Here is a 14023-nt window from a genome sequence, read left to right as displayed (position 1 = left end):
TATTTTAGTATAATGGCGAGTTGGCATTGAAATTTGCTTTTTAGAATTCTTAATAAAGATTTGTTGAATTAATTGCTTGTCCAAATATTTCATTTGGAGCACGCATTAATTAGACTAATCTTTGTTCTAGTATTCTTAAAGTAAATTTCTCAGTCCAATGAGCTATATACTATAATATTAAAACTAACCAAATTATTAAATTTGATTATAACTATCAAACATCGGAATCATTATTGAAATTATTATAAATCCTATTATAAGACCCATTATGACTATTAATGCTGGTTCCATTAGTGCAACTGTTCCTTGTATTGTTGTTTCCAATTCTTCATCATAAAAATCAGCAGTCTTATTTAAAATCTCATCGAGAGATCCTGTTTCTTCACCGATTTTAATCATTGAATACAACATTTGTGGAAAAACACCAGTTTCTTTTAATGAGGAGTTTAATGTTTCTCCTCTTACTACTTGTTCTTTAACTTTTATTATTGCATTTTGAGCTATTTTATTATCAATAACACTCATAACTATATCTAAAGCTTGTACTAATGGTAATCCACTTGAAAGTAATGTTGATAAAGTTCTTGTAAATCTGGACACTATAATCATTTCATTAAGTCTTCTAATGACTGGTAATTTGAGCTTTAACTTGCTTGCTGCAATTACGCCACGTTCTGTTTTAAAAATATATTTTATTGCAATAATAATTCCTATTATTGCAAGCAAGATCATAAACCAATTTTCCTTTAATGAACCACTTAACCAAAGTAAAAATCTAGTACTCCATGGTAAACTTATTCCATTTTCAGTAAACATAGTCGTAAATGTAGGCATAATATAAGTTAATATAAATATGACTGCTGAAATTGCTACCAATCCCAATATTATTGGATATATCATTGCATTTTTAACCTTATTATTTACTTTATTTTCTTTTTCATAATGATTGGCCATTCTAAGCATTATGCTATCTAAGTTACCACTTTCTTCACCTGCCGCAACTAAACTTACTAAAAGATTTGGAAAAACTTCATTATGTTTTCTCATGGCATCAGATAGTATTCCTCCTTTTTCTACATCCTCTTCAACTTCTTTTAATGTTTCCTTTAGTTTTTTATTTGTAGTTTGACTAGTCAATATATCTAAACAAGTAAGTATTGGTACGCCTGCATCTAACATTGTATAAAATTGTCTACAAAATATTGAAAGATCTTTAAATTTAACTTTGTTATTAAATTTAAATTCAATTTTTTTACTTTCAATTATTTCTTCTACCATTAAGGGGTAATACCCATTAGATGAAATAAATTCTATGACTTCTCCCTTAGAATCAGCTTCATGAGTTCCTTCAATTTTTTCTCCATCTGTATTCATTGCTCTATATTTAAAGTTAGCCATAGCTTCTCCACCCCCTAGTAAAATATGCTCCTTTGTATAATAATTTATATATATTAATTATATTTTTAATAATTTAAAATATAATTAACATTACTGTTCTTTTATAAGCGTTACTGTAGCAAGTTCTGTTATTGTAGTTATTCCTTTAACAACTAAGTCTATACACTCCATTCCTAAAGTTGTCATACCATTCTTCAGTGATATATCTCTTAAAATATCAGAATTAGCTCCATCATTTATAGCCTCTCTATGCTTTCTTGTCATTTCCATAATTTCATATACACCAGTTCTTCCTGAATATCCTGTGTTATTACAATATCCACAACCTTCACCCTTATATAAAGTTAATTTTTCTCCTGATTTTACTCCTAATATTTCCTTTTCATATTTACTAGCTTCATAAGATACTTTACATTTATCGCAAATCTTTCTCACTAGTCTTTGAGCTAATATTCCAACAAGTGAAGTAGAAACTAAATATGGTTTTATTCCCATATCTATAAGTCTTACTATTGATGATGGTGCATCATTTGTATGGAGTGTACTTAATACTAAATGTCCTGTTATAGCTGCTTTTATAGCTATTTCTGCTGTTTCATTATCTCGTATTTCACCAATCATAACTATATCCGGATCTTGCCTTAATATACTTCTAAGTCCACTTGCAAATGTAAGTCCTGCTCTTGTATTTACATTAACTTGATTAATTCCTGGTAAAGTATATTCAACAGGATCCTCTACTGTAACTATATTTACATTAGTAGAATTTAATTCACTTAAAATACTATATAATGTTGTTGATTTTCCACTACCTGTTGGACCAGTGACTAATACTATCCCATATGGATTTGATATTATTTTATCTATTTTCTTTAAATTTTTTTCATTTATACCCAATTTATCCTTGCTTACATTATAATTAGATGTATTTAATATTCTTATAACTACTTTTTCTCCATGTACTACTGGCAATATTGATACCCTAAGATCTACATCATTCTCTCCTATATTCGCCATTATTCTTCCATCTTGAGGTATTCTTTTTTCTGCTATATTAAGCCCAGCAAGAATTTTTATTCTTGTTATCAATGGACCTAAACTATCTATATTTAAAACATTTACTGTTTGTAATTGTCCATCTATTCTATACCTTATTCTTATCTCATTTTCAAATGGTTCTATATGTATATCTGATGCATTCATCTCTATTGAATTTTTGAACAGATATTCAACCATTTTTACAACAGGTGCATTCTTTACATCATCTATTTCTTCAATATTTATAATATTTTTCTTTTTTAACTCTGAACTTTCTTGAGCTAACTGTTTAGCAGCCATACTAATTTGCTGACTACTATAATATACTTCTATAAATTTTTTTATGTCATTTTTTTTAGATATGAATGTTTCTATTTCAAAACCTGTTGAGATTGCAACATCATCTATTGCAAAAATATTAAGTGGATCTACCATAGCTACTTTTATTTTATTATTATCAAATCCGAAAGGTATTAGTGAATATTTGTTACATAAGTTTTTAGGTATTATTGATATTGCTTTTTTATCAAAGCTTATTGTATTTAAGTCTACCTTTTTTATTCCTGTTTGTTGTTCAACAGACTCTATTATTTCTTCTTCTGTAATAACATTACTATCTACTAGTATCTCTCCTAGTTTTTTCCCAAGAATTTTTTGTGATTTTAATGCTTCTTGCAACTGATAACTATTTATTTTTCCTGCATTTATAAGAATATTACCTAATCTTTTTTTTTCAATTGCCATGAAACATTCACCCACTCTCTTCTATTTCTTATATTACAATCTCTCCTATATTTAAAAATATTTTATATTATGGCTATGTTTTAAAACAGTGTTGATATTGTAGTATAAAGCTCATGGACAGAGGAATTTACTTTAAGAACTCTAAAATAAAGCTTAGTCCAATTAATGCATGCTCCCAATTAAAAATTGCTGACAAGCAATTAATTGTAAGACTAAAAGGAAACTCGACTTATGTACATTCGCTGAGTAAGTTCGAAAAGCTAAATATAAAATTTAGATTCTCACTTAACAGTTCTAAAAAGCAAATTCCAATGCCAGTTCGCCCTTATACTAAAATATCAACATTCACTTAGAACATAGCCTATATTATTGCTACTATTCTAAAATAAATATTTATTATCATGTCTCCCCATAACATATACATAATTGCACCTATGGATAAACATGGACCAAATGCCATGGAATCTTTTGCATCTTTTAGTTTTAAAGCTAAAATAATAACTGCAACTATTCCCCCTATTATTATTCCTAAAAACAAAGTCACAATTACTCCCTTTATTCCTAAAAACAAACCACAAACTAATGTAATTTCAGCATCTCCAATGCCCATACCTTTAGTTATTATAACTATAATTCCTAATGCTAAAAATCCAATTATTCCCCCTAAAATATAAGTTGAAATTGCATTTTTATTAACTAAATAATCTATTATTATAAAAATCACGCTAGATATTACTCCAAATATTATAGTTGATGTATATATATCTTGAGTTTTATAGTCTATCATTCCTATTACTATTAATAATGAACTTAATATACTATATTTAAAAAATTCTAAACTTAATCCATAATTTAAAAATATAATAATACATAATATGGAATTAAGTATTTCCACTAATGGATATATTATTGAAATTTTTTCTTTACAATATCTACATTTACCTTTTAAAAATAAGTAACTAAATATTGGAACTAAATCTATTGGTTTTAATTTATGATTGCAACTTGCACAATGAGATGGTGGATAAGAAATTGATTGCTCAAGTGGAATTCTATAAATACATACATTTAAAAAACTACCTATAACTAATCCTAATATAATTACTAATCCATAATTTAACATTCATATTCCTCCCACTCCAATTCCAATGTGTTTAATTAAATATATTTATATATAGAAAAAACCAACAAATTAGTTAAATTAATTAATTTAACTAATTTGTTGGCCGGGTGCACCATTAACTCATAATCCTCAAGGTGCCCAAATTAAGAGAACTATTCACAGTTTCCAACTTTTATTCTATAATTTATTATTTTTTACTTTTATTATATTTTTTACTTTTATTTGTTAATATAATTATACCAACCTTTTATTAAAATTGGAATTATTTTTTAATTTTTATTATTTATAAAACCATTTCATAATAAATACAAAATTAACTTTATAATAAAAAATAAACCAATTTAAATTGATGTTCTCTCAACTTAAATTGGTTTATCTTATTCAAATTTATATTTTAAAAAATTATTTCTTATTTAGCTTGAGTATCTTCTGGAATCATCATATTCATAAATTGTTCTTGTGTGAAAGTTACTCTATTAACTGGCATTGAAACATCTTTTACTTCTGCCTTCTTACTAGTAGAGTTAACTTTAATATTTATTTTTGCCATACCAGCTATTTGCACGTTCATATTAAATTCTGCAGTATAGCTATCATCAGTAAACTTTTCTTTAGTAGAAATATTTGATCCATTAAGCATAGGTTTTGCTTGTTCTAACATTGTTTTAAATGAAGGATCTTTTACACCCTCTTTTAATGTTTTTATCATTTCTTCATTTAGTCCTAATTTAAATGTAGAATTACTATTATCTAAGTTTTCTGATAAACCTGATATTCCTTTTGATACTAAGTCAACTATTTGATCACTATCCATATTTACAGAATATTCTCTACCATTTTGTTTCATTGGTATCTCTACATCATTATTTTTTCCGAATAATTGAGTAGATAAATTTGATAAATAGTCAGGTGACTTAGTTAATTCTATTAATGAATTCATATCTAATCCTGAATCTATTCCAATATAGTCAGCAGATATATTACTAATACTCTTTGGCGCTTCTATTCCATTTAGTGTGAAATTTTGTGTATAATAATTCTTGCTAATATATGATATTCCGTTATCTAAATACATATCTAATTCTGGTATATTTATTTTTCCTGACTTACTATTAAACTTAAAGTTCATATGACCTTGAGTTTGTCCTTTCATATAGCTTGTACCAGAAAATGTGAAGTTTTCATTTTCTCCATTAGCTTCTATAGACATTTCTCCTGTAAATTCTGAAGATGTTGCCTCCCATTTTGTTAAATTATTTAATTCTTTTGAATAATTCTTTCCTTGCTCGCTACATCCTGCAATAGTAAAAATAGATAATGTTGCTGCCATAACAATTGATAATGTTTTTTTAAGTTTCATTTTTTTACCCCCTATTTATACTTGTTTTTAAATTAATTCAATTTATAATATCTTAAGCTTAATCTAAAACATATTAAAAATCAGATAATTTTTTTCTTTTAAATAAATATATTATTTGCCTTAATAAGTTTTATTTCAAATTAAGAAGTATTAACATTATTTAATAATTTTACTGTCTTTATTATCCTATTATAACTCAATTTTCCTGATACGCATATCAACATTTTCTTAAATTAACCTTAATTTTATAATTGTTTCTATACATCCTTATTTTCACAAATATAGCATGATATTAAGTATGATATTGCTCCGACAACTATTATTGTAATAATAGTTGTAATTCCTATAATTGTTTTATTAGCTATCATAAGATTTAATATATTATTAGGAATAGTTCTTTCACTTAATATAGATGGTAATGCAAATATAAAAAATGCTGGAACCATATATACTAGCATTAGAATAGCTCTTCCCTTTTCCATTCCAAATTTATAATAAACAGAATACTGAATCATGCATACGATTGTAGCAATTATCCCTGCAAAACATATTAAAATAATTTCAGACATCTCGATTGAACCAATATTATAAAAATGTATCATTGTAGAAATTTCTATCACCCATACAATAATATTTAATATTATTAAATATAAAAATCTTCCCATTACCATACTTGATGTTTTAGACGGAAACATATAATACATTTCTGTACTTTTTTTATTGCCTTCTGAACTAAATGGTAATATTGCAACAATAATTAAAACAAAGAATAAGTAACTCATTGCATTAATATTATTCTCTGAATAAAGCATTGATATGGCAAAGGCTATAAAAAACAATGAATAATACTTCAAGTTTCCTTTTATTATTCTAAAATCAAACTTTAAATAATTTATAGCATTCATTATTTATCCTCCTTTCCACTATTTATATAAAATACAATTATTTCCTCAATAGATGGTTTTTCAATTAGTAATTCATCATCTAAATATTTTTTATCCTCAGCATATATTACCCCTTGAAATCCAACATTTGATTTTTTATATCCTATCAATTTGTCCTTGATATTAGTAGTTAAGTCTTCTTTTCCACCTTTGACCACAAAATGTTTTTCTAAAATGTTATCTTTAGTATCATTAAATATCATCTTTCCTTTATTTATAAAAAATATATAATCAGCTATCTTTTCTAAATCACTTGTAATATGTGTAGAAAATAATACGCTCTTTTCACCATCTTCTATATATTCCTGTAGTAATTCTAAAATATTATTTCTAATAACAGGATCAAGTCCACTTGTTGGTTCATCTAATATAAGTAATTTAGTTTTTCTTGCAAATATACTTGCAAATGTTAGTTTTATTTTCATTCCCTTTGAAAACTCTTTAATTTTTTTATCCCTTGGTAGTTCCCACAAATTTACATAATGATTAAATTTATCTTCATTAAATGATGGATAAAAATCTTTTAATGTATTAATCACGTCTTTTAACTTAAAACCTTGTGGGAAGTAACATTCATCCCCCACAAATCCAATCATATCTTTAAATTCAACTTCATTTCCTTTGTACTTCTTTCCAAATACACTTATTTCTCCACTATCTGCTTTTAACTGCTGCATAATAAGTTTTATAGTTGTAGTCTTTCCTGCCCCATTTTGCCCTACATACCCTAATATATATCCCTTAGGTAAGCTTAAATTTATATTTTCTAAGCTAAAATCTTTAAATTTTTTATTTAAATTGCTTATTTCAAGTGCATTCATTACTTATCCTCCTCAATCAAATTTTCTAAAATGATAATAAGTTCACTTTTTGAAACCTTTGCTAATTTTGCATTTTCAATTGCAGCAGTAAAAGCTTCTTCAATTCTTTTTAAATATTGCTCTTTTACCATTTCATTATCCTTAGGAAGTACAAAACTTCCCTTTCCCCTAATAGTTGCTATAAATCCTTCTTCTTCTAAATCTGAATATGCCCTAGTTGTTGTAATAACACTTATACCTAAATCCTTAGCTAATTGTCTTATTGATGGTAAAAATTCATTTTCTGCAATTTTACCAGACATTATCTGTTCCTTAATCTGTGTTTTTATCTGCTCATAAATAGGTAAATCAGATTTATTAGATAATAATATCTTCAATCAGTTTTTCCTCCTTAAAGTATGTACTGTATATGTTGTATTATATACAGTATGAACACTATAGTCAATAGTTACTAAAATTTTTTCTATAATAGTTGCTATGTCTCAAAATAAATGTACTATATAAAAAAAGTTGATATTGCTCATAAAGCTTATAGGCAGAGGATTTTAAAAGTAACTTACACAGAAAAAGAGCCATTGAATTCACATTACTAAATTCAATAACTCTATTTTAAAAATTGGCTATGTTTTAAAACAGTGTTGATATATGCAATAGGTGAAGTGGCATTGTAAATGGACTTTTAGAACCCTTAATGAGTATTGTTACATTTACTGCTTGTCCTAATTTTATATTGGGAACAAGCTAAAATGGGACTATACTCATTTTAGTGTTCTTAAGTTCAATTACTCCGCCCACTTTGCTTATGCATATATCAACACTCTGCTAAAACATATCCTAAAAATTATAAATTAATTTTACCTTCTTGTCTGAAATAAAATATTCAACTCATATTTAAACTATTATTTTACTTCATATAATAATTCATTAACTGGTAACCCTATAACCTCTGCAATTTCTTCTAAATTTAATCCCATCAATAATAATTTACTTGCAATTTCTAATGATTTTTCTTTTTTTCCACGCTCTTCGCCTCTTTTTTCTGCATTACTAATCATACTAGCACTTTCATATAGAGAGCTTTCTTTCCACCATAAATCATTATTATAATCTTTTTTTTCAATCTTATTTATTATTTTTTTTATTGCTAAATCCATTCCTATTACTTCTTTTAATGTTATTTTAGATTTTATAATTTCCATGAGAATTGACCACCTTTCAAATATATGTAGTGTAGCCCAAGCTAAACTTATTGTATTTATTTTATTAATAAACTACATATGAACAATATAGTTTAAGTTTATTTTTTAAAATTCTATATTTATATCGTACATACGTTCGTATATTTTTGCAAGTTAATTTATTAATCTAAAGATTAATTCTCCACATATTTTTCTAGTTTTATCTCGCTTTTTCTTTGTTTTTCTAATCCATAAATTTTATTTTTATTATTGGTTGTATTTTAAATATATGTTGATATATGCAATAGATAAAGTTCAATTACTACGTCCAATTTGCTTATGCACATATCAACACAATACTAAAAATTTCCCTATTATTATATTAGGTAATATAATGTATATCTTTTAAAACACTATTTATACTTTTGTACTGAAGTAATTCATTGTTAATATTGAATTTAAATTACCTTTGTGGGATAATTTACTTGTATTTATATTTTGACCTTATTATTACATAAAACAAGGGGGAAAAACTTATGAAATTAAATAAGTACTTATTTCCAATAATATTAGGTATATTATGTAACATCTTTATCGCTTTTGGTACAGATAACTCTATTGTAGAATTATCTTTATCACTAATTACTCTGCTTATAATAATTTCTTATTTATATTACTGTGATAAATCTAAATCCAACGATAATAGTGATGATAACGATTTATCAAATGATAAGGATACAGTATTTAAAAATGTACACTCTATGATTGAAACAATGGGATTTGATGTTGAACATCTTTTATGGATTTCAAAACAAAGTAAAGAAGCATTTTCTCATTTAGTTGAAAAAAATAAAGTTATTTCTGACTTTTCTACTACTAACTTAGCATGTATTGAAACTGTTGAATCTGGTATACATGAAGTTGTTTCTAGTTGTGAAAAAATTGATGAAAGTATATCAACTGTAGAAACCGAAACAAATGATACCCTTACAGTACTTGAAAAAAGTAAAACTTCTATTAGTAATATAATTTCACTATTATCAGAAATGAAAATAATTTCTGATGATTCTTTACAAATAAATTCAAAATTACATGATTCTTCAAAAAGCATAATTAAATTTGTTGAATACATACATGATATTTCTAGTCAAACAAATTTACTTGCTTTAAATGCATCAATTGAAGCTGCTCGTGCTGGTGAAGCAGGAAGAGGCTTTGCTGTTGTAGCTAATGAAATACGAAAACTTGCTGATGAAACAGATAAATTTGCAAGAGAAATAGATGGTATAGTTAAAGATCTTCTTGATAATATAACTGATACTAATTCAGCTACTGAGAATTCTAAAAAAACAATAACTGAACTTGATTCTATTTCTAATGAAACTATTGAAATTTTATCTGACAGCTATGTAGCTATGGGACATATTAAGACTTCTATTTTAAATTTAACAGATGTATCAAAATCAAATACTCAAATTGCATTTGATATTGAACAAGCTCTTACACATTTAACTCATACTATAGAGGATACAAATAGAGAAACTCTTGACTCAATAGATATGATTGAAAGACATGAAAATAAAACTGATCAATTACTTGATTATTGTGCTGCACTAAGTAGTGTATCTGAAAATTTACAATATCAAATGAGTCACCTTAAAGGAGAAAATGAAGTTATAGTTGGTATTAATCCTTTCACATCTCCTGCTGATATAAAGAAGATGTATCTTCCTATCCTAGAAAGATTACTTAAAGGAATCAACTTAACTCCAAGAATGATAATTGTTAAAGATTATGATGCTCTTAGCGATCAAATCAAAAAAGGTACTATTGATATGGGTTGGTTTTCACCATTTGCTTATGTTATAGCTAAAAACAAAGCAAATGTCACACCACTGGTAACCCCTAGAGTTAATGGCAAAACTTATTATAATGGATATATAATAGCTAACAAAAATTCTGGAATTAAAACATTAGCAGATTTGAAAAGCAAAAGCTTTGCTTATGTAGATAAAAATAGTGCATCAGGATACTTATATGCTAGACATATTTTAAAAACAAATAAAATGGATCCTGATAGATTATTCTCTAATGTTTCTTTTGCTGGAAGCCATGATAATGTAATAAATGGAGTTTTAAATGGATCATTTGATGCTGGTGCAACTTATAATGAGGCTCTTGATAAAGCAAAAGAAAATGGTATTAATTTAGATGATTTAATTATAGTTTCTATGACTGATAATATTCAAAAAGATGCTATTGCTGTTAGTCCAGATATGGATTTAGACAGAGCAGAATCTATTAAAAATGCCTTTGTACACTTCAACAATTTCCAAGGTATAACTACACCAGTTAATGGATTCGTTGAAGCAAATGATAATGACTATAACTTAATTAGATCAGTTGTGAAAGATTAATTCATAACTATCTATTTTTAATTAACCATTATACTTTAAAATATGTTAATATATGCATACGAAAAGTGGACTAAGTAATTGAAATTAGTCCACTTTTCCTATTGCATATATCAACATGTTAGTAAAACATAGCCGTTAAAAATCTTATTTTATTTCTACAACATCATAACCTTCTTCTTCTATTGCTTCTTTTAAAACAGAATCACTTTCTGTTGTTTCTACTGTAGCACATTTTTCTTGTAAATTTACTTCTACTGATGTTACATTAGCTAAGTTTTCTAATGCCTCTTTTACATGACCTACACAATGATTACAGCTCATTCCTTCAATTATAATTGTCTTTTTCATAAATCTATTCCTCCTTAAAATATTATTTTCTATTTACACTTTAAAATAAGGCTATGTTTTAAAACAATGTTGATATTGTAGTATAAAGCTCATGGACAGAGGAATTAAGCTTTAAAGTTCCTTAGTCTTAGTGCATTTAATAATACTGATACTGAACTAAAACTCATAGCACCTGCAGCTATCATAGGATTTAGTAATGGGCCACCAAATATATGTAGTATTCCCATTGCTACTGGTATTCCTAATATATTGTATCCAAATGCCCATGCTAGGTTTTCTTTTATATTTCTAATGGTTGCTTTACTTAGTTTTATTGCTGTAGTAACATCCATTAAATCACTTTTCATAAGAACTATATCTGCTGATTCAATTGCTACATCAGTTCCTGAACCAATTGCTATACCAATATCAGCTTTAGCAAGAGCTGGAGCATCATTTATTCCATCTCCAACCATTCCAACTTTATCTCCATCTTTTTGCAATTTTGCTACTTCATTTGCTTTATCTTCTGGCAATACTTCTGCTAAAACTATATCTATTCCAACTTGTTTAGCTATTGCGTTTGCAGTATTCTTATTATCACCTGTAATCATGGCAACTTTTATCCCCATTGAATGTAAACTCTCTATAGCTTCTTTACTATTTTCTTTTACAGTATCAGCAACAGCTATTATGCCTTTTAATTCAGAATTTATTGATATATACATAGGTGTTTTTCCCTCATTAGACAATCTTTCTGATTGTTCATCTAATGACGATATATCTACATTTTTTTCTTTCATTAGCTTCTTATTTCCCAGGAAAATATTTTTTTCGTCAATTAATACCTCTATACCGTGACCTGGGATTGCATTAAATTTATTAATTTCTTTTAACTTTAATTTCCTATCTTCAGCTTCTTTTACAATTGCTTCTCCAAGTGGATGCTCTGACCCCTTTTCAGCACTTGCTGCTAAGCTTAATATTTCATTCTCAGTTATATTATTAACTAAAACATCTGTAACTTTAGGTTTTCCTTCAGTTATAGTTCCTGTTTTATCAAATACTATTGTGTTTAATTTATATGTTGTCTCTAAGGCTTCTCCACCTTTTATTAAAACTCCATTTTCTGCACCTTTTCCTGTTCCAACCATAATTGCTGTTGGGGTTGCAAGACCTAATGCACAAGGACATGCTATTACTAATACAGATATAAATATAGTTAATGCAAATATCATTGACTCTCCTGCTACAAGCCATGCAACTGCTGAAATTACAGCTAAACCTATAACTATAGGTACAAAATATGCTGAAATAACATCTGCTAATTTTGCTATAGGTGCTTTTGATCCTTGAGCTTCTTCAACTAATTTAACAATTTGAGCTAATGCAGTATCTTTTCCAACTTTAGTAGCCTTATATTTAATAAATCCAGTTTTATTTATACTTGCGCCAATTACAGTACTTCCAGTTTCTTTTTCTACAGGAATACTTTCACCAGTAAGCATAGATTCATCAATTGATGTAATGCCTTCTATTACTTCACCATCTACAGGTAATTTTTCTCCTGGTTTTACTAAAACAATGTCTCCAGCAACAACTTCTTCAACTGGAATAATAGTTTCTATGCCATTTCTTATAACAGTAGCATTTTTAGGAGCTAAACCCATTAATGCTTTTATTGCTTGAGATGTCTTTCCTTTTGATACAGCTTCTAAACATTTACCAAGTGTTATTAATGTTAATATTACAGCTGCTGATTCAAAATATAAATGCATTGCATATTCACTATTACCTTGATTTATCTTAACTATTGCAAATATTCCATATAAAAATGCTGCTAAGGTTCCTATTGATATTAATGAATCCATATTAGGACTTAATTTAAAAAGATTCTTTATTCCTACTTTGTAAAATTTATATCCAACTAACATAACTGGAAGTGTCAATACAACTTGTATTAAAGCAAAATTTAATGGATTGATAATTGGATCAATTATACTTGGAAGATGCATTCCCACCATATGCCCCATACTAATTATTAGTAATGGAACTGTTAGTATCACAGAAATTATAAATCTATTTAGTAATTCTTTAGCTGGATTGCTCTCTTTATTATCTTCTTTAGCCTTATATTCTTTTTCAATTTTATAACCTGCTTTTTCTACAGCAGCTTTTATGTCAGAATATCCTGCTAAATCTTCATCAACAACTATAGTTAGCTTTTCAGTAGCAAAATTAACATTTGATTCCTGAACACCTTCTAGCTTTTTAGTTACTCTTTCAACTCTATTTGCGCATGCTGAACAAGTCATTCCCTCTACTTTTAAGTTATAAGTTTTTATATTTTTCTTAACACCATATCCAGCTTTTACGACTTTTTCTTCTATATCTTTATCTTGTAGTTTATTTTCATCAAACTCAACACTAAGAGTTTCAGTTGCAAAATTAACGTTAGATTTTTCTACTCCATCTAATTTTCCAACAACTCTTTCAACTCTATTTGCACAAGCTGAGCATGTCATTCCATTAATCTTAAATGATTTTTTTTGCATACATTATTCCTTTCTTTTTATAAATATATTTATTAGCAATATTGATGTTATTGTATATAGGCGCAGTGGCATTGAAATTTGCTTTTTAGAATTCTTAATGAAGATTTGTTGAATTAAT

The 14023-nt window shown here is 27.0% G+C and carries 11 protein-coding genes and 1 riboswitch; of the genes, 1 reads left to right on the top strand and 10 read right to left on the bottom strand.

The genetic code is table 11. The annotated features are described in order from the left end of the window. Window positions 1–195 precede the first annotated feature (195 nt). The 8 genes from NG918_RS00950 to NG918_RS00915 all read right to left on the bottom strand — a co-directional run bounded on the left by NG918_RS00950 (window position 196) and on the right by NG918_RS00915 (window position 8627). Complete coding sequence (locus NG918_RS00950; protein ID WP_252224040.1) at window positions 196–1398, bottom strand: type II secretion system F family protein; 1203 nt, start codon at window positions 1396–1398, stop codon at window positions 196–198. A gap of 90 nt (window positions 1399–1488) precedes the next feature. Beyond that, window positions 1489–3180 carry a GspE/PulE family protein gene (locus NG918_RS00945; RefSeq protein WP_252224038.1) on the bottom strand — a complete coding sequence of 564 codons (1692 nt, stop codon included), beginning with the start codon at window positions 3178–3180 and terminating at the stop codon, window positions 1489–1491. Window positions 3181–3541: 361 nt separating this feature from the next. After that, on the bottom strand, window positions 3542–4303 hold the full coding sequence (locus tag NG918_RS00940; protein WP_252224036.1) for a prepilin peptidase: 762 nt from the start codon (window positions 4301–4303) through the stop codon (window positions 3542–3544). Between the two features lie 92 nt (window positions 4304–4395). Further along, a riboswitch (cyclic di-GMP riboswitch) is annotated at window positions 4396–4479 on the bottom strand. 233 nt (window positions 4480–4712) lie between these two features. Beyond that, window positions 4713–5663 (bottom strand): hypothetical protein, encoded by a 951-nt coding sequence (locus tag NG918_RS00935; protein ID WP_252211676.1) that lies wholly within the window; start codon window positions 5661–5663, stop codon window positions 4713–4715. 257 nt (window positions 5664–5920) lie between these two features. Continuing rightward, on the bottom strand, window positions 5921–6568 hold the full coding sequence (locus NG918_RS00930) for an ABC-2 transporter permease (protein ID WP_252211675.1): 648 nt from the start codon (window positions 6566–6568) through the stop codon (window positions 5921–5923). Then, a complete protein-coding gene (locus NG918_RS00925; protein WP_252211674.1) occupies window positions 6568–7428 on the bottom strand; it encodes an ABC transporter ATP-binding protein in 861 nt (286 codons plus the stop codon). The genes NG918_RS00930 and NG918_RS00925 overlap by 1 nt, the downstream gene beginning before the upstream one ends. Then, window positions 7428–7805, bottom strand: a complete 378-nt coding sequence (locus NG918_RS00920; RefSeq protein ID WP_252211673.1) for a GntR family transcriptional regulator — start codon at window positions 7803–7805, stop codon at window positions 7428–7430. Before NG918_RS00920 ends, NG918_RS00925 begins: the two co-directional genes overlap by 1 nt. Window positions 7806–8327: 522 nt before the next feature. After that, window positions 8328–8627, bottom strand: coding sequence for a hypothetical protein (locus tag NG918_RS00915; protein ID WP_252211672.1), 300 nt, complete (start codon window positions 8625–8627; stop codon window positions 8328–8330). A 515-nt stretch (window positions 8628–9142) separates the two neighbouring features. Between NG918_RS00915 and phnD the strand changes: the two genes are divergently transcribed. Beyond that, window positions 9143–11023, top strand: coding sequence for a phosphate/phosphite/phosphonate ABC transporter substrate-binding protein (gene phnD, locus NG918_RS00910; RefSeq protein ID WP_252224032.1), 1881 nt, complete (start codon window positions 9143–9145; stop codon window positions 11021–11023). A gap of 144 nt (window positions 11024–11167) precedes the next feature. Here phnD and NG918_RS00905 read toward each other — a convergent pair whose 3' ends face one another. Further along, window positions 11168–11371 carry a heavy-metal-associated domain-containing protein gene (locus NG918_RS00905; RefSeq protein ID WP_252211670.1) on the bottom strand — a complete coding sequence of 68 codons (204 nt, stop codon included), beginning with the start codon at window positions 11369–11371 and terminating at the stop codon, window positions 11168–11170. A gap of 104 nt (window positions 11372–11475) precedes the next feature. Then, window positions 11476–13905: a heavy metal translocating P-type ATPase gene (locus tag NG918_RS00900; protein WP_252224030.1), complete on the bottom strand. Its 2430-nt coding sequence runs from the start codon at window positions 13903–13905 to the stop codon at window positions 11476–11478. Between the last annotated feature and the right edge of the window lie 118 nt (window positions 13906–14023).

The sequence above is a fragment of the Clostridium sp. ZBS2 genome, assembly GCF_023845855.1.
Classification (GTDB): Bacteria; Bacillota; Clostridia; order Clostridiales; family Clostridiaceae; genus Clostridium; species Clostridium aquiflavi.
This window is presented reverse-complemented; position numbering and strand designations above follow the sequence as displayed.

Bases quoted from the DNA above. Each gene is read 5' to 3' on its own strand.
- NG918_RS00950 (WP_252224040.1), bottom strand. From the start codon at position 1,398: ATGGCTAACTTTAAATATAGAGCAATGAATACAGATGGAGAAAAAATT.
- NG918_RS00945 (WP_252224038.1), bottom strand. From the start codon at position 3,180: ATGGCAATTGAAAAAAAAAGATTAGGTAATATTCTTATAAATGCAGGA.
- NG918_RS00940 (WP_252224036.1), bottom strand. From the start codon at position 4,303: ATGTTAAATTATGGATTAGTAATTATATTAGGATTAGTTATAGGTAGT.
- NG918_RS00935 (WP_252211676.1), bottom strand. From the start codon at position 5,663: ATGAAACTTAAAAAAACATTATCAATTGTTATGGCAGCAACATTATCT.
- NG918_RS00930 (WP_252211675.1), bottom strand. From the start codon at position 6,568: ATGAATGCTATAAATTATTTAAAGTTTGATTTTAGAATAATAAAAGGA.
- NG918_RS00925 (WP_252211674.1), bottom strand. From the start codon at position 7,428: ATGAATGCACTTGAAATAAGCAATTTAAATAAAAAATTTAAAGATTTT.
- NG918_RS00915 (WP_252211672.1), bottom strand. From the start codon at position 8,627: ATGGAAATTATAAAATCTAAAATAACATTAAAAGAAGTAATAGGAATG.
- phnD (WP_252224032.1), top strand. From the start codon at position 9,143: ATGAAATTAAATAAGTACTTATTTCCAATAATATTAGGTATATTATGT.
- NG918_RS00905 (WP_252211670.1), bottom strand. From the start codon at position 11,371: ATGAAAAAGACAATTATAATTGAAGGAATGAGCTGTAATCATTGTGTA.
- NG918_RS00900 (WP_252224030.1), bottom strand. From the start codon at position 13,905: ATGCAAAAAAAATCATTTAAGATTAATGGAATGACATGCTCAGCTTGT.